General features: G+C 63.9%; 11 protein-coding genes. 6 read left to right on the top strand and 5 right to left on the bottom strand.

Going from position 1 to position 15,650, the window contains the following annotated elements; all coding sequences use genetic code 11:
• Positions 1-170: 170 nt before the first annotated feature.
• Positions 171-1,139: a murein L,D-transpeptidase catalytic domain family protein gene (locus LB519_RS16280; protein ID WP_224620595.1), complete on the bottom strand. Its 969-nt coding sequence runs from the start codon at positions 1,137-1,139 to the stop codon at positions 171-173.
• A gap of 582 nt (positions 1,140-1,721) precedes the next feature.
• On the opposite strand from LB519_RS16280, the gene LB519_RS16275 reads away from it, so the two are divergent.
• Positions 1,722-2,435: a DNA helicase gene (locus tag LB519_RS16275; RefSeq protein WP_013530139.1), complete on the top strand. Its 714-nt coding sequence runs from the start codon at positions 1,722-1,724 to the stop codon at positions 2,433-2,435.
• 20 nt (positions 2,436-2,455) lie between these two features.
• Here LB519_RS16275 and LB519_RS16270 read toward each other — a convergent pair whose 3' ends face one another.
• The gene (locus tag LB519_RS16270; RefSeq protein WP_224620594.1) at positions 2,456-3,403 is read right to left on the bottom strand and encodes a hydrogen peroxide-inducible genes activator; all 948 of its coding nucleotides are present in this window, start codon (positions 3,401-3,403) and stop codon (positions 2,456-2,458) included.
• Between the two features lie 266 nt (positions 3,404-3,669).
• Here LB519_RS16270 and katG point away from each other — a divergent pair, with 266 nt between their 5' ends.
• Both katG and LB519_RS16260 read left to right on the top strand, forming a co-directional pair.
• Positions 3,670-5,865 (top strand): catalase/peroxidase HPI, encoded by a 2,196-nt coding sequence (gene katG / locus LB519_RS16265; protein WP_224620593.1) that lies wholly within the window; start codon positions 3,670-3,672, stop codon positions 5,863-5,865.
• Positions 5,866-6,047: 182 nt separating this feature from the next.
• Positions 6,048-6,605 carry a GNAT family N-acetyltransferase gene (locus tag LB519_RS16260; RefSeq protein WP_224620592.1) on the top strand — a complete coding sequence of 186 codons (558 nt, stop codon included), beginning with the start codon at positions 6,048-6,050 and terminating at the stop codon, positions 6,603-6,605.
• A gap of 8 nt (positions 6,606-6,613) precedes the next feature.
• Here LB519_RS16260 and LB519_RS16255 read toward each other — a convergent pair whose 3' ends face one another.
• Positions 6,614-7,030, bottom strand: a complete 417-nt coding sequence (locus LB519_RS16255) for a MerR family transcriptional regulator (RefSeq protein ID WP_013530143.1) — start codon at positions 7,028-7,030, stop codon at positions 6,614-6,616.
• Between the two features lie 105 nt (positions 7,031-7,135).
• Here LB519_RS16255 and LB519_RS16250 point away from each other — a divergent pair, with 105 nt between their 5' ends.
• The gene (locus tag LB519_RS16250) at positions 7,136-9,349 is read left to right on the top strand and encodes a heavy metal translocating P-type ATPase (protein WP_224620591.1); all 2,214 of its coding nucleotides are present in this window, start codon (positions 7,136-7,138) and stop codon (positions 9,347-9,349) included.
• 61 nt (positions 9,350-9,410) lie between these two features.
• Here LB519_RS16250 and LB519_RS16245 read toward each other — a convergent pair whose 3' ends face one another.
• Positions 9,411-10,595, bottom strand: a complete 1,185-nt coding sequence (locus LB519_RS16245) for an MFS transporter (protein ID WP_013530145.1) — start codon at positions 10,593-10,595, stop codon at positions 9,411-9,413.
• Positions 10,596-10,874: 279 nt separating this feature from the next.
• Complete coding sequence (locus LB519_RS16240) at positions 10,875-12,539, bottom strand: Na/Pi cotransporter family protein (protein ID WP_224620590.1); 1,665 nt, start codon at positions 12,537-12,539, stop codon at positions 10,875-10,877.
• 387 nt (positions 12,540-12,926) lie between these two features.
• Between LB519_RS16240 and LB519_RS16235 the strand changes: the two genes are divergently transcribed.
• Positions 12,927-13,298 (top strand): RcnB family protein, encoded by a 372-nt coding sequence (locus tag LB519_RS16235; RefSeq protein WP_224620589.1) that lies wholly within the window; start codon positions 12,927-12,929, stop codon positions 13,296-13,298.
• 141 nt (positions 13,299-13,439) lie between these two features.
• Positions 13,440-15,377: a DNA primase gene (gene dnaG / locus LB519_RS16230; protein ID WP_224620588.1), complete on the top strand. Its 1,938-nt coding sequence runs from the start codon at positions 13,440-13,442 to the stop codon at positions 15,375-15,377.
• The last annotated feature ends 273 nt before the right edge of the window (positions 15,378-15,650 follow it).

Raw genomic sequence — 15,650 nt, 5'->3', positions numbered from 1 at the left:
CTCTGGGGACCAACGCGCCGAGGTCGCAAATGATCCGATCCCAGCCTTTGGCTTGCCGGCATCGACGACGCGCGGGGAGTCAGACGCTGGCAAACCTCGGAGATCGGGATCGATACCGGTTCACGACGGGTTGCTGATCAATGCGCATGGTTCGCATGCCGAAGCGGACGTCACGGCTGCGTGCAAATCGGCACTGGCTGCGGCGGCGGTGCCGGATGATCCTTCCTGTATTGGGCGATGATCGGCTCGAGGGTCTTTCGCGGCCAGAATTTCGGTGTGCCGATTTCCTTCAGGCAGGACGCGTTCCAATAGGCGCCCGGCTGTGAATGGTTGGCTGCGACCGCGGCGATGTCGCGCGATTCCGGGTAGATGTAGAGCGTCGTCGGATTGTCCTTGACCATCGGGATAATCTGCTGCGCATCCGCCGGCGACCAACTGGTGCAGCCATTGCTGCGACCGCCGGCATAATCCACCAGCTTGCCGAACGGCACGAAGCCGTCATGGTCGGCATGCGAGCTGTTCGGATTTTTGCGCAGGCACAGGCCGTGCAGCACCTGGGCCGCGTGGCCGCCGATCACCCGCTGCCTGGCGTTCGCGGCTTCGCCTTCGCCGTCGAACTGGATGAAGGTGCGCTGGAAAGCCACGTCCCGTTTCGCACCAGTGCGGTAATAACCCTTGAACGAGGTTTTCGCCTCGCGGGTCATATAGGCGCCGCCGGCCGTCAACGATGAATCCATCGCATTGCCGAAGTTCCTAGCGCACCGCTTGCCGTTCGAAAAATCGACGACGCCCTTCAGATTCCGCCCGCTGCCATGACCCGACGAAATCGCGCGGAAGGACTCGCTGCCCTCGCAGATGACGTAGTAGCGGCGGCCGAGCACGCCATTGCCCAGATCGCTGGGGCGTGTCGCATCCATGGCGAAGTAGCAGGGGTTCTTGACGGCCCCTTGGGCGACCTTCTTCCGATAAAGCGCGCGGGCACGTTCGAGGACAATTTGTGAGATCTGGCCGTCGCTGTTGCCGACATGAGCCTGCAGCCAGGCCGGAACGTCAGATGATGCGGCAAAGGATCGAGCCGACACCGTCACGGCGACGAAAAAGCTGGCGACGACGCCCAGACAAACAAATCTCAACCGCACGGATCAATTCTCCTGTCGAAGCGAATGGCGATTCCTTGCGGTATTGCCGCGAGAATCGATCATAGATGGCCTCGCATTATCAGGCGAAACACATCTTGTTTAGCGTACCCGCATGAAGATCCGCAAAGCAGGTCGATGCATGCAAACGCCTACGCCGACATGCTGGCTCCAGGCTTGCGGCGGACGTCTTCGCATCCTTGAAGCAGGGCAACAAACTCGGGTTGGCGGGTTCCTTCGAGCTCGTCGGCGCGTTGGCTGACGGAGCATCAAACGAAAAACCCGCCTGTGCGGCGGGCCATTGGCGCAAATCAGCACCATGGACAAATATGTACCATAGCTGAGTGCAGGGAGTCAAGAAAAAATTCCTATCGCGAAAAGCCGCGAGTTCGGAACCTATTCTCTAGAGGTCCGCGATTTTCGATACGCAGGGATTGAGCTATCATCTGATTCTGGCGTGGCCCACGCCTCCTCCCTCCGCCGGGAAAGCATCATCCATGCAGGGCTCTCTCATCACCGAACCAACTGTTCGAGCGCTTGGCATAAGGAGGGGTTGCGAAAACGGCTCGCACCAGGAGGTTTGTCATGAAGCTGTCCGCGCCCATCTATCATCTGAAGCGTCAAGCCAGGCTGTTGTCCCGCGAGGCCAAAATTCCGCTCCACGAAGCGCTTGATCGCGTTGCAGTACGGGAAGGCTTCGCCAGTTGGAGCCTGCTTGCGGCCAAGGCAGCCGGGGCGGCGCCTGCCGGCACACTGTTTGCGCAACTTGCGCCCGGCGATCTGGTCCTGGTGGGTGCACGACCCGGCCACGGCAAGACGCTGATGAGTCTCGAACTGGCAATCGAAGCCATGAAGTCCGGCAGTAGGGGCGTGTTCTTCACGCTGGAGTATACGCAGCGGGATGTGCTCGACCGGTTTCGAGCCATCGGGGCAGACCCGGTGCAGTTCAACGACCGGTTCGTGTTCGACAATTCCGACGCCATCAGCGCCGACTATATCGTCAAGGCATTGGGCTCGGCGCCGCGCGGCACGCTGGTGGTGATCGACTATCTGCAACTGCTCGACCAGAAGCGGCAAAATCCGGAGCTGATGGCGCAGGTTCGCACGCTGAAAGCGTTTGCCGGCGACAGGGGATTGATCCTCGTCTTCATCTCGCAGATCGACCGGTCCTACGACCCGGCGCAGAAGCCGGTTCCCGATATCGGCGATGTGCGGTTGCCGAACCCTCTGGATCTGTCGCTGTTCAACAAGACCTGCTTCCTGAACAAGGGCGAGATCCGGTTCCACGCGGCAGGCTGACGATCGGGTCAGCCAAGCCTTCATTGGGCGGCTGCTACCAGGTTCAGCTCAACCGATGCCGGATTGTGCTGCGCGCGCAACGTTTCGGCCGCCTGGCGAACCACTTCGGATATAAGCAGCAGCTGTTTGGCGATCGGACTTGTCTTGCGCCAGATCATGCCGATCGTCCGCGACGGTTGGGGGTTGGCAAAGTGGGCGACAGACACCGCCGCCGAGCGCGTCTCCACCGGCACGGCCATTTCGGGAATCAAGGTGACGCCGACACCGGCGCCGACCATTTGCACCAGGGTCGACAGCGAGCTGCCGTCCAGCAACTCCCTTGGCCGCGCCGAATGCATGTTGCAGAACGACAGCGCCTGGTCGCGAAAACAATGGCCTTCCTCCAGCAGAAGCAGCCGCATCTCGCGCAGCATTTCGCGGTTGGGGACCGGCTTTCCCTCGTCCTCGCCGGGCCGGACCAGCACGAAGTTCTCGGCAAACAGCACGATTTCCGTCAGCGAGGGTTCCGACACCGGCAAGGCGACGATGGCCGCGTCAAGCCGGCCGTCGGCCAGTTCCTGGATCAGCTTCTGCGTTTGCGTTTCGCGCACGTGGATATCGAGCCCGTCATGCATGCGGGCGAGGTTGCCGATGATGGCAGGCAGGAGGTAGGGTGCGATCGTCGGGATCACGCCGATGCGCAACCGTCCCACCAGCCGGTCGCGCGAGGCGCGGGCCAGATCCGTCAGCTCATCCACCGAGCGCAGGATGTCGCGGACGCGCAAGGCGAATTCCTCGCCGAAATTGGTCAGCCGGACCTGGCGTGGGCCTCTTTGGAAAAGCTCCGTGCCCAGCGTTTCCTCCAACTCCCGGATCTGCACCGAGATCGCGGGCTGCGAGATCGAGCAGGCATCGGCGGCGCGGCCGAAATGATTGTGCCGGGCCAGCGCCTCGAAATAACGCAGCTGCTTCAGCGTCAGGTTTGTCATAATGTCATCTTATCGCTGCAATCAGGAAATCCAACTTAAATTAATCAAGCGGCTTTGCTATAGGAGTCGTAACGAAGATGAGGAGCAGCCGGGACCGCCTGGTGAGGCGCATGCCCGCAGCAACAGGACATCCAACATATTCGGTCGCGTATCGGGCTCAGGTCATCGCGCCAGCCATGAAACGGACCGCCTACAGGGACATTCTTGTGTCCCTGTTCACGCAGCAGTTGAACAGCTCAACTCAGCCAACGATCGGAGAGAAGAACATGGACGCACAGACCGATGATCCCAGTGCCGGCAAATGCCCCGTTGCGCACGGATCCTCCAGCAGGACGAACCGTGACTGGTGGCCGAACCAACTGGACCTTGGCGTTCTGCATCAGCAATCGAACCTTTCGGATCCGATGGGCGAAGAGTTCGACTATGCCGAGGAATTCAAGTCGCTCGATCTCGATGCGGTGATCAAGGACCTGCACCAGGTGATGACGGATTCGCAGGATTGGTGGCCGGCCGACTTCGGCCATTACGGGCCGCTGTTCATCCGCATGGCCTGGCACAGTGCCGGCACCTACCGCATCGGCGACGGCCGTGGCGGCGCCGGGGCCGGCCAGCAGCGTTTTGCTCCGCTCAACAGCTGGCCGGACAATGCCAATCTCGACAAGGCGCGCCGGCTGCTGTGGCCGGTCAAGCAGAAATATGGGCGCAAGATCTCCTGGGCCGACCTGCTGATCCTCACCGGCAACGTCGCGCTGGAATCGATGGGCTTCAAGACCTTCGGTTTTGCTGGCGGCCGCGCCGACGTCTGGGAACCCGAACAGGACGTCGATTGGGGTTCGGAAACCAAGTGGCTCGACGACAAGCGCTACTCCGGCGACCGCGAACTCCAGGGCCATCTCGGCGCCGTCCAGATGGGTCTGATCTATGTCAATCCGGAAGGGCCGAACGGCAAGCCGGATCCGCTGGCCTCGGCACGCGATATTCGCGAGACGTTCGGCCGCATGGCCATGAACGACGAGGAGACCGTGGCGCTGATCGCCGGCGGCCACACCTTCGGCAAAACCCACGGCGCCGGCGATGCCTCGCTTGTGGGTGCGGAGCCGGAAGGCGCCGGCATCGAAGCGCAGGGCCTCGGCTGGTCGAGCAAGCATGCCACGGGTATCGCCGGCGATGCCATCACCTCGGGCCTCGAGGTGACCTGGACCACGACGCCGACCAAGTGGAGCAACAACTTCTTCGACAATCTGTTCAACTTCGAATGGGAGCTGACCACGAGCCCGGCGGGCGCGCATCAGTGGACGCCGAAGGGCGGCGCCGGCGCCGGAACCGTGCCGGATGCCCACGATCCGTCCAAGCGCCGCGCGCCTGCCATGCTGACCACCGATCTCGCGCTGCGGGTCGATCCGGCCTACGAGAAGATCTCGCGGCGCTTCCATGAGCATCCGGACCAGTTCGCCGACGCGTTTGCCCGCGCATGGTTCAAGCTGACCCATCGCGACATGGGTCCGGTCGTTCGCTATCTCGGCCCGCTCGTGCCGAAGGAAGAGCTGATCTGGCAGGATCCGATCCCCGCGGTCGACCACGAACTGGTCGGCGAGCAGGACATTGCGTCGCTGAAGGCGAAGATCCTGGCATCGGGCCTGTCGGTTTCCGAATTGGTCTCGACGGCGTGGGCCTCGGCCTCGACGTTCCGCAATTCCGACAAGCGCGGTGGTGCCAATGGTGCACGCATCCGGCTGGCGCCGCAGAAGGATTGGGGGGTCAACCAGCCGGCGGAACTGTCGAAGGTGCTGGCCAGGCTGGAAGCCATCCAGAAGGAGTTCAACGCGGCACAGACCGGCGGGAAAAAGATCTCGCTGGCCGACCTCATCGTTCTCGGCGGTGTCGCCGCTGTCGAGAAGGGGGCGAAGGATGGCGGCCACGAGGCCAAGGTGCCGTTCACGCCGGGTCGCATGGATGCTTCACAGGAACAGACGGATGTCCATTCCTTTGCCGCGCTCGAGCCGAAAGTCGATGGCTTCCGCAACTATGTCAGGGGCAAGCAGCCGATGTCGGTCGAAGCCATGCTGGTCGACCGGGCGCAATTGCTGTCGCTGACCGCACCCGAAATGACGGTGCTGGTCGGCGGTCTTCGTGTGCTCGGCGCCAACACGGCCAACTCGAAGCACGGCGTGTTCACCGACCGGCCGGGTACGTTGACCAACGACTTCTTCGTCAACCTGCTCAGCATGAACACGGTCTGGGATCCGGCCGCCGGCTCCGACGAAGTCTACGAGGCGCGTGACCGCAAGACCAAGGCGGTCAAGTGGACCGGCACCCGTGCCGACCTGATCTTCGGCTCGCACGCCCAATTGCGCGCGCTTGCCGAGGTCTACGGGTCGGCGGACGCCAAGGCGAAATTCACCAGGGATTTCGTTGCGGCATGGACCAAGGTGATGAACGCCGACCGCTTCGACATCGCCTGAGATCGCTAAAGGTGCTCCGGCGCGGCCGCGCCGGATCGCCGGTCCTCCCAAGGACACAACGCCAGGGCCGCGTTTCCAGTGATGGGAGCGCGGCCTCTGTCGTATGGGGCCGCGCTTTGGTGGACCGTGCCTCCCTGGTCAAGCATGCTATTTTGTGGGCATCGCGTCTGCACCGGTGCACCATGATCGAAATCGTCAAACCCGCGCTCGAACATCTGCCGTCCTACAAGGCGGCACTCGAACGCGGCTGGTCGCCGGACAATGTGCGATTGCTGGAAGCGACGCGCGAGCAGCTTGCGGCAATCGAAAGGGATCCCGTGGCTTTTCTCGCCGACCTCGATGATCCCCAGGCCAGGGGCGGTCCGATCACCTTGCCCGACGGCAAAAAGGTGCCGCGCCTGCCGGGCTTCCGCCGCTGGATCTGGGACGGCGAGGCGTCGGGCTCGATCGGCTTTCGCTGGCAGAAGGCCACGTCGGACCTGCCGCCGCATGTGCTCGGCCATATCGGCTATGCGGTGGTGCCGTGGAAGCGGCGGCGCGGCTACGCTACACAGGCACTGCGCCTGATGCTGGAGGAGGCGAGGGCGGTCGGCCTGGCTGACGTCGAGATCACCGCCAAACCGGGCAATCCGGCCTCGCACAAGGTGATCCTGGCCAATGGCGGCAAGCTCGTCGAACGCTTTTTCGAGGACGCCGCCTATGGCGGAGCAGAAAGCTTGCGGTTCCGGATCGAGCTGTAGGATGTATCTCAACCATGCTCATCGGCGCACAGCGCATGATCCGACAGCGCGCGGATGACGTAGCAGTCGCCGACCGTCTGGCCATTGCAGCACGTGGCGATGCGTTCGAGCTCGGCCTCGAGCCGCTTCAACTGGGCAATCTTTTCCCGCACCGAGATCAGTTGCTCCTCGGCGATCTTGTCGGCGTGGCCGCAGGGTTGCTCGGGGTGGCCGCTCAAATCGATCAGAGAGCGGATGTCCTCGACGGCGAAACCGAGATCGCGGGCGTGGCGGATGAAGGCCAGCCGCTCCAGCTCCTGCCTGGAATAGCGGCGCTGGTTGCCTTCCGAGCGCTCGGGTGCGGCAACAAGGCCCATCTGCTCGTAGTAGCGGATGGTCGGCACCTTGACCCCGGTGCGGCGCGAGAGATCACCGATCGAAAACATGAATTGCCTCTTGAAGCTCTAGTGACTAGAGCAATTACAGTGCCTGACATCAGCGTTCAAGACCCATACGGCGACGCCGCGCGGGCAAGACAGACAGGTGATGTGATGACGGCGCCCCTCGACCAGGTAAAAATCAGGCAGACGCGGTTCAAGATCGGCGGCATGGATTGCGCCTCTTGCGCAACCAAGATCGATACGGCGGTGCGTCGCCTAGACGGCGTCGCCGATGTCTCGGTTTCGGTGACCGGTGCCAGCATGACGGTCAGCCATGGCGGCGCGTTGCCGGAAGACAAGGTGCTGCAGCAGGTGGCTCGGCTCGGCTACGGCATCGTCAGGGCCGAGGCACATGTATCGCCGATGTCAAACAAGGCGCACGCCGATCACGTCCACAATGACCATGAAGGCCACGATCATGCGATCCACGATCCCGATCCCGATCATGGCCATTCCGAGACGGGGCAGGCGTGGTGGCGTTCCCGCCGGGCGGTGCTGACGCTCGCCTGCGCGGCAGCGCTTCTCGCCGCATACGGCATCGGCCATCTGTTCCCGGTGGCGGAACGCGGGGTGTTCCTGGCCGCGCTGTTGGTCGGCCTGGTGCCGATCGCACGGCGCGCGCTGATGGCGGCATTGGCCGGCACGCCGTTTTCGATCGAGATGCTGATGACCATCGCGGCGATAGGCGCCGTGATGATCGGTGCCACTGAAGAGGCCGCCGCCGTGGTGGTGCTCTTCCTGATCGGCGAGCTTCTGGAGGGTGTCGCCGCCGGCCGGGCGCGGGCGAGCATCCAGGGACTTGCCGATCTGGTGCCGAAGACGGCCTTGGTCGAGCGCGCAGGCGGCACATCGGAGTGTCCCGCCGAAGACCTTGCGGTCGGCGACATCATCCTGGTGCGGCCGGGCGCCCGCATCCCGGCCGATGGCGAGATCATCGAGGGCGCGAGCGAAATCGACGAGGCGCCGGTGACCGGCGAGAGCACGCCGAAGCGCAAGGGCGCTACGGACGCCGTCTTTGCCGGCACGATCAGCACCGATGGCGTGCTCAAGGTGCGGGTGACGGCGGCCGCTTCCGACAACACCATCGCCCGAATCGCGCGGCTGGTGGAGGAGGCGCAGGAGGCCAAGGCGCCGACAGAGCGCTTCATCGATCGCTTCTCGCGCACCTACACGCCGGCGGTGCTGGCGGTCGGTGCGCTGGTGGCATTGTTGCCGCCGCTGCTTGCCGGCGGCGACTGGAACGAATGGATCTACAAGGGCCTGGCGATCCTGCTGATCGGCTGCCCCTGCGCGCTGGTCATCTCGACCCCGGCGGCAATCGCCGCGGGCCTGGCGACCGGCGCGCGGCGTGGCCTGTTGATGAAAGGCGGTGCGGTGCTGGAAGGCTTTCGCCGGCTCACGGCGGTCGCCTTCGACAAGACCGGTACGCTGACCGCAGGCAAGCCTGTCGTCACCGACATCGTGGCGTATGGAAGGGATGAACGCACCGTGCTGGCGCTGGCGGCAGCACTGGAGCAGGGCTCCAGCCATCCGTTGGCGATGGCGATCCTGGACCGGGCCAAGGCCGACAAGGCGCCGGTGCCGCCGGCTCTCGCGGCGAAGGCAATCTCGGGCAAGGGTGTCGAGGGCAGCGTTGGCGGCGTCGCCGTCTTCCTCGGCTCCGGCCAGGCGGCGGGCGAACGCGCCGACATGACACAAGCGCAGCGCCTCGCCGTCGACAGCCTCAACGGCCAGGGCAAGACGGTGTCAGTGCTGGTCGCCGATGGCGTGGTGGCCGGGCTGATTGCCATGCGCGACGAGCCGCGGCCGGATGCTGCGGCCGGGATCGCGGCGCTGGAGGCCGAGAGCATCCGCGCGGTGATGCTGACCGGCGACAACCGCCGCACGGCGCAAGCCATCGCCGCTTCGCTCGGCATCGAGGCGCGGGCGGAGCTGTTGCCCCAGGACAAGCAGCGCATCGTCGGCGAATTGCAGCGCGAGGGTTTCAAGGTCGCCAAGGTCGGCGACGGCATCAACGACGCGCCGGCGCTCGCGGCCGCCGACATCGGCATTGCCATGGGCGGCGGCACCGACGTGGCGCTGGAGACCGCGGACGCGGCGATCCTGCACGGCCGCGTCATGGACGTCGCGCGTATGGTGAAACTGTCGCGGGCGGTGATGGCCAATATCGGCCAGAACATCACCGTGGCGCTGGGGCTGAAGGCGGTGTTCCTGGTCACCACCATTTTGGGCATCACCGGCCTGTGGCCGGCGATCCTGGCCGATACCGGCGCGACCGTGCTGGTCACCGCCAACGCCATGCGCCTGCTGCGCTGGCGCGGGTGAAGTGTTTTTGGTTGATCACGATCTTTTCGGAAAACCGGCGTCCACTTTTCCGGATCGTGATCTACTCGGCTGGGGCTGTCAGCGGCGGCGTGGCGTTGCTGCGCCCTTCCCAGACATAAGAGGCGAGCGCCACTGCCACGGCGACCAGCATGGCGATGGCGCCGAGCAGCGGCAGGCTGCGGTAGCCATAGCCGCTGTTCAGCATCGCGGCGCCCAACGAAGCGGCCAGCGCGATGCCGACATTGAAGCCGGACGGAATGAGCGACGAAGCGAGGTTGGAAGCATCTGCCGTCCAGGCCAGGATGCGGGTCTGGATCGGCGTGCCGATGGCGAAGTTGAGACCGCCCCAGATGACGATCGCCACAACCATCGGCAGGGGATAGGGGCTGACGGCATAGATCACGCCAAGCGTCACCGCCTGCAGGGCCAGCATGGTGATCAATGACGGCATCAGCTTCCAGTCGGAGAGCTTGCCGCCGAGGAAGACGCCAAGGGTTGCGCCGACGCCGTTGAGCAGCAGCACCCACGGCACCAGGTTCTCGTCGAGACCGGTGACTTCCAGCAGTGTCGGGGTGATGTAGGTGAACAGGCCGAACTGGCCGATCATCAGCATCAGCATCAGGATCAGCGATGTCCAGACCTGCTGGCGGGCCAGCACGCGGACCTCGCGGGCGAAACCGGCGGGCTTGGCCGATGAGCCGGTGGTGCGCGGCAAAAGGGCTGCCATGGCAAGCGTTGCCGCGACACCCAGCGCGCACATCACCCAGAAAGTCGCACGCCAGCCCCAGATGTTGCCGATCGCGGTGCCGGCCGGCACGCCGATGACGTTGGAGACGGTGAGGCCGGACAGGATGACGGCGACAGCCATGCCGCGCTGGTCCTCGCGCACGAGACCGACGGCGACGACCATGGCGACGCCGAAATAGGCGCCATGCGCGACCGCCACGGCAATGCGCAACAGAAGCATCGAGGTGAAATCGGGCGCCAGCGCGCAAGCCGCCTGGCCAATGGTGAAGGCGATGGCGAGGCCTAGCAGCAAGGTCTTGCGCGACAATGACTTGGTGGCGAGCGCCAGCAGCGGGCCGCCGATGGCGATGCCGCCGGCATAGCCGGAGACGAGATAGCCGGCGGAGGGAACCGAGACGCCCAGGCCTTGCGCCACCTGCGGCAGCACGCCGGCAATGACGAATTCGGTGGTGCCGAAGGCAAAGGCGGCGATGAACAGGGCGATGAGCGGAAGCGACATGGGGAAGCCTTAGCTGGAAGCGCCTCAAACCACGGATGGGCTTTGCGGGCAATCCAGAAATTTTTGTCGCGAGTTTAGGTTTTCTTCAGTGGGGGGCGAGGCGGTGAAGCGCCAATCCCCCCCTTGTGGGGGAGATGGCCGGGGTAAAGGAAGCGCGCGAACCTATCCAAGCGCGCTCCCTTCCTCTCCCCCGATCGACGGGGTAGAGGAAGGGCGCGATCTTATTTCAACTCGCGCCCTTCCTCTCTCTCCGGAGGCCTCGTGGGGGATTGCTATTCTTCAGCTCGCTTTCAACCGCGACCCCGTCAGCAGGCCGCGCTCTTCAAGCACCGGATAGGCCATCGAGGCCAGCAGCGAATTGATCTGCTTCAGGTCGCGGATGGTGTCGAGATGGATCGAGCTGGTTTCGACGCTCTTGGCGGTGCCGTCGCGCAGCCGCACGAAATGGCTGGCGCTGGTTTCCTTTTCGCGGTCGCGCAGCCGGTCCTTTTCCAGCACCAGCTGACGGGCGGTCTCGGGATCGCGCGACACCAGAACGTTGAAGGCAAGCCGCGCATTGGCCAGAACCGAGCCATGGAAGGCGCACAGCTCGGCCCAGCCCTCGTCGGTGAATTCCAGTCCGCGCTCGAACTTCTTCTTCACATGCACCAGCATGTTGCGCACGATGATGTCGCCGACCTGCTCGAGCTTGACGCAGGCGCCGATCAGTTCCTGGCAGCGCAGCGCCTCGTCCTCGGTCAGCGGGTTCCTGGTCAGTTTGGCGAGGTAGAGCTTGATCGCGGCGTGCTTGCGGTCGACGCGGTCGTCGAGTGCGGCCAGCGCCTTGATCTTGTCGGCGTCGGCACTTTCATAGAGTTCGATGATACGCTTGAGCATGATCTCGATCGTCTCGCAGACCCGCACCACCTCGCGGGTGGCATTGGCCAGCGCCTGGCTCGGCACGTCGAGCGCGCTTTCGTTGAGCGCGGACAGCTCGACGACGTCAAGCGAGGCGGCCGGCACGGGCTTGGTGCCAAGTGCGACGATCTTCTCCGAAGCGCGGTAGACGAAGCCTGCCAACGGCAGGCCGGCGAGCAGGATCAGCACGTTGAACAGGATGTGAGCGTTGACGATCTGGCCCGCCGCCGTCGAGCCGAGAAAGGCGAAGTGAGGCCTGAAGATCATGACCAGGATGAGCATGACCAGCGAGCCAAGCCCGCGCATCAAAAGGTTTCCGATCGGCACGACGCGTACCTCGGGGCTCGACGAGCGGGTCAGCATCGGCGCAATGATCGAAGATCCGAGATTGACGCCCAGTATGAGAACGACGCCGAGTTCAGGCGTGATCAGGCCACGCCCGGCCAGCGTCGCCATCAACAGCACCGCCGCGATGCTTGACTGGAACAGCCAGGTGATCAGCGCCGCCAGCAGATAGGCGGTGATGGAATCGGTCGAGAAGTAGTTGATGATGACCGGCATGAGCTGGCTGTTGCGCAGCGGCTCCGATGCCTGGCCGATCATCTCCAGCGACAGGATCAGCAGGCCGATGCCGACCAGGATGCGGCCGGTCTGGCGCCAGTCGCGCCGCTCGGTGGCCATGAACATCACCGTGCCGGTGATCAGGCACAGCGGCACCAGCAAGGTGAGGTCGAAGGTCAGCAGCTTGACCACCAGCGCCGATCCGATCTCGGCGCCGCGCACCGCCAATTGACCCGCGGCGCCCGAGACGATGCCAGAGCCGGCGAAGGAGCCGACCAGCAGCGTGACGGCGGTGGAGCTCTGCAGGGCGATGGCAAGGCCGGTGCCGGCCAGCACCGCCATGATCGGATTGCGCATGGTGGCGCGGAGGCGATGGCGCAGCACGTCGCCATAGGCGCGTTCAACGCCGGTCTTCACCATGCGGGTGGCAAACAGCATCAGCGCCACGGCGCCGGCCAGATGCAGAAGGACGACGGACCCGCTCATTTCGTCCCCCGCATGCAAACAGGGCGCCCGCCCTGTTTTGCGTGGCGATCAGAAGGAAAAACGAGGGAACGAATCATGTTCATGGCGGTGACTTATAATAGCTCGAATATTTTAGCCGGGTAATAAAATCTTGTCGATTTCAAGGGCCGTTGCCGCGCGACAGGCAGTGTCGGAGAATGGACGGACGCGCAAATGGTTGCATTGCGGGGCGGGCGCGAAGCGGCGGATAGGCCGAGTTTGCGGTGCGACTGGCTCCTGCCTTTGCGATCATGTTCAGCTTCCTTGGGTAAATCAAGGAATCCATTACATAATTGTAATGCGTGCGTTCAGTTTCGGTTCATCGATGGGCAGCTACTGCTTCGATATCGACAACCAAGGAGACTTCTCATGAAACGCATCGTCCTTTCCGCACTCGCTTTCTCGATGCTGGCCGCCACGTCGCTCACCGGCCAGGCCGCACCGCTGAATGCGCCGAACGCGCCGCAGTCGAACTACAACCAGGTCGACTGGCAGAAGCCCGGCCACCACAGCGATGTGAGGAAGCGCGTTTACAAGAAGAAGGTCGTCGTCGTGAAGCGCAACAACTGGCGGCATGGCCAGAAATATTCCGGCTGGAAGCGCCATCAGCCGATCCGCGACTATGGCCGCTACGGCCTGCATCGCCCCGGCCGCGGCCAGGAATGGATCCGCGTCGGCAACGACTATGTGCTGGTCGGCATCCTCTCCGGCGTCATCTTCGGCGCGCTTGCCGCGCATTAATCGGCACCTTGCCGGACATTGAAAAGGGAGGCGGCCCGCTACGGCCGCCTTTCTTTTTGCCTGTGGAAACCGGGTATGGCCCGCATTAAGGGTCGTCGGATTTCGCGGGCGTGATTATATAATCGGGAAACGAGTTCCCCGATGCGCTTTCCACCCGCCTTCCTCGACGAGATACGCGACCGCGTGCCGATTTCATCGGTGATCGGCCAGCGCGTCGCGTGGGACCGCAAGAAGACCAATGCGCCACGCGGCGACTATTGGGCGTGCTGCCCGTTTCATGGCGAGAAGAGCCCTTCCTTCCACTGCGAGGACAAGAAGGGCCGCTACCACTGTTTCGGCTGTTCGGTCTCGGGCGATCATTTCAAGTTCCTCACCGAACTGGACGGGATGAGCTTTCCCGAGGCGGTCGAGAAGATCGCCGACATGGCCGGGGTGCCGATGCCGGTCCGCGATGCGCAGGAGGAGCGGCGCGAAAAGGAACGCGCCAGCCTGACCGACGTCATGGAGATGGCGACCGCCTTCTTCCAGGAACGGCTGCAGGGACCGGAAGGCGCCAAGGCGCGTGCCTATCTGCGCGACCGCGGCCTGACGCCGGCGACGCAGCAATCGTTCCGGCTTGGTTTTGCGCCCGACAGCCGCAATGCGCTGAAGGAGCATCTCGCCGCCAGGGGCGTGCCGAAAGCCGATATCGAGGCCTGCGGACTGGTGCGCCACGGCGACGACATCCCGGTTTCCTATGACTGGTTCCGCGACCGCATCATGTTTCCGATCCCGGATTCCAGGGGGAAGATCATCGCCTTTGGCGGCCGCGCGCTGCAGCCCGATGCGCTGGCCAAATACATGAACTCGCCCGACACCGAGCTCTTCCACAAGGGCAACGTGCTTTATAATTTCGCCCGCGCCCGCAAGGCCTTGGCCAAGGGCGGCACGGTCATCGCCGTCGAAGGCTATATGGATGTCATCGCGCTGGCACAGGCCGGCTTCGAGAATGTCGTGGCGCCGCTCGGCACCGCGCTTACCGAGAACCAGCTCGAGCTGCTGTGGCGCATGGCGCCGGAGCCGATGTTGTGCTTCGACGGCGACAAGGCCGGGTTGAAGGCCGCGTGGCGGGCCGCCGACATGGCGCTGCCGTCGGTGCAGGCCGGCCGCTCGGCGCGTTTCGCGCTGCTGCCGGAAGGCAAGGATCCCGACGATCTGGTCAAGGCCGAAGGACCGGATGCGTTTCGTAGCGTTCTGGCCGAGGCGCGGCCGCTGGTCGATCTTTTATGGATGCGTGAGACGGCGGGCGGCGTCTTCGACACGCCGGAGCGGCGGGCCGAGCTTGAGAAGACGCTGCGCGAACTGACCAGCCGCATCCGCGATGAAAGTCTCCGCTACCATTATCAACAGGAGATGCGCGAGCGCGTGTTGAGCTTCTTCGGCTCGCAGCGCGGCACCAGGCAAAGCGGCCGCCAGGATGGGCGCCCGGGCCAGGGCAAGGCAGCCGCTCCCGGCGGGCAGTTCGCCAAGAGCGGTGGCGACCGCATTGCGATCACCGAAAGTCTCGGCCAGTCGGCTTTGGTCAAACGTGGCGGCGAGGGGATGTCGGTGCGCGAGGCGACGATCATCGTCGCATTGGTCAACCATCCGGCACTGATCGACGAGAATTTCGCCCATATCGAGTTTCTCGATCTTGCCAACTCCGATCTAAGGCGGCTGCATGCGGCAATCCTCGATGCAATGGCGCATGACATGGCCAATGACCGGCAGGCGGTGATTGCGACGATCGAACGCGCCGGCTGCGCCGAGATCTGGGAGCGGGCCGTCGGGTTGATCCGGCGGATGCGGCAATGGCCGGCGCTGGAGACCGCCGCCCTTGAAGATGCCCGCGATGCTTTCAGCCAGGCGTTGCACTTGCAGCGCAGCGCGCGCACCTTACATAAGGAACTGAAACAGGCGGAAGCGGCGCTCGCCACCGATCCCACAGACGAAAACTACCGGCACCTGATCGAAATTCAGGCGCAATTCCAGGATGTGCAAGCCACGGAAGCGCTGATCGAAGGGTTTGGCGTCTCCTCGGGCAGGGCAGGGCGAGCTTAGTTGGAAGCGAGTGAATTGAGAAAGCGTCGTTGCGCGTCGAAATGGCGCGTAACGGGCTAAGTCGGGTAATTGATTCGCTTTTTTCATGCGAATCATGCGAGAGGCGCTTGACCTTCTGGCAGATTGGCGGAATCAGGACGATTCGAAACGTTAACCCGAACCCGCGTCGACGGGAAATAAGCGATGTGAGGTACTGGTCACTGGACAGGCTGCCCGCCTGCCACAGATATCAGGGTTAATCTGGACTTAATGGATGTCGCCCAAAAAGGGGAA

Origin of the sequence: Mesorhizobium sp. AD1-1 (genome assembly GCF_020164655.1) — a bacterium.
Classification (GTDB): Bacteria; Pseudomonadota; Alphaproteobacteria; order Rhizobiales; family Rhizobiaceae; genus Mesorhizobium; species Mesorhizobium ciceri.
The sequence above is the reverse complement of the archived record's forward strand: the minus strand, read 5'-3'. Positions and strand labels throughout refer to the sequence as shown.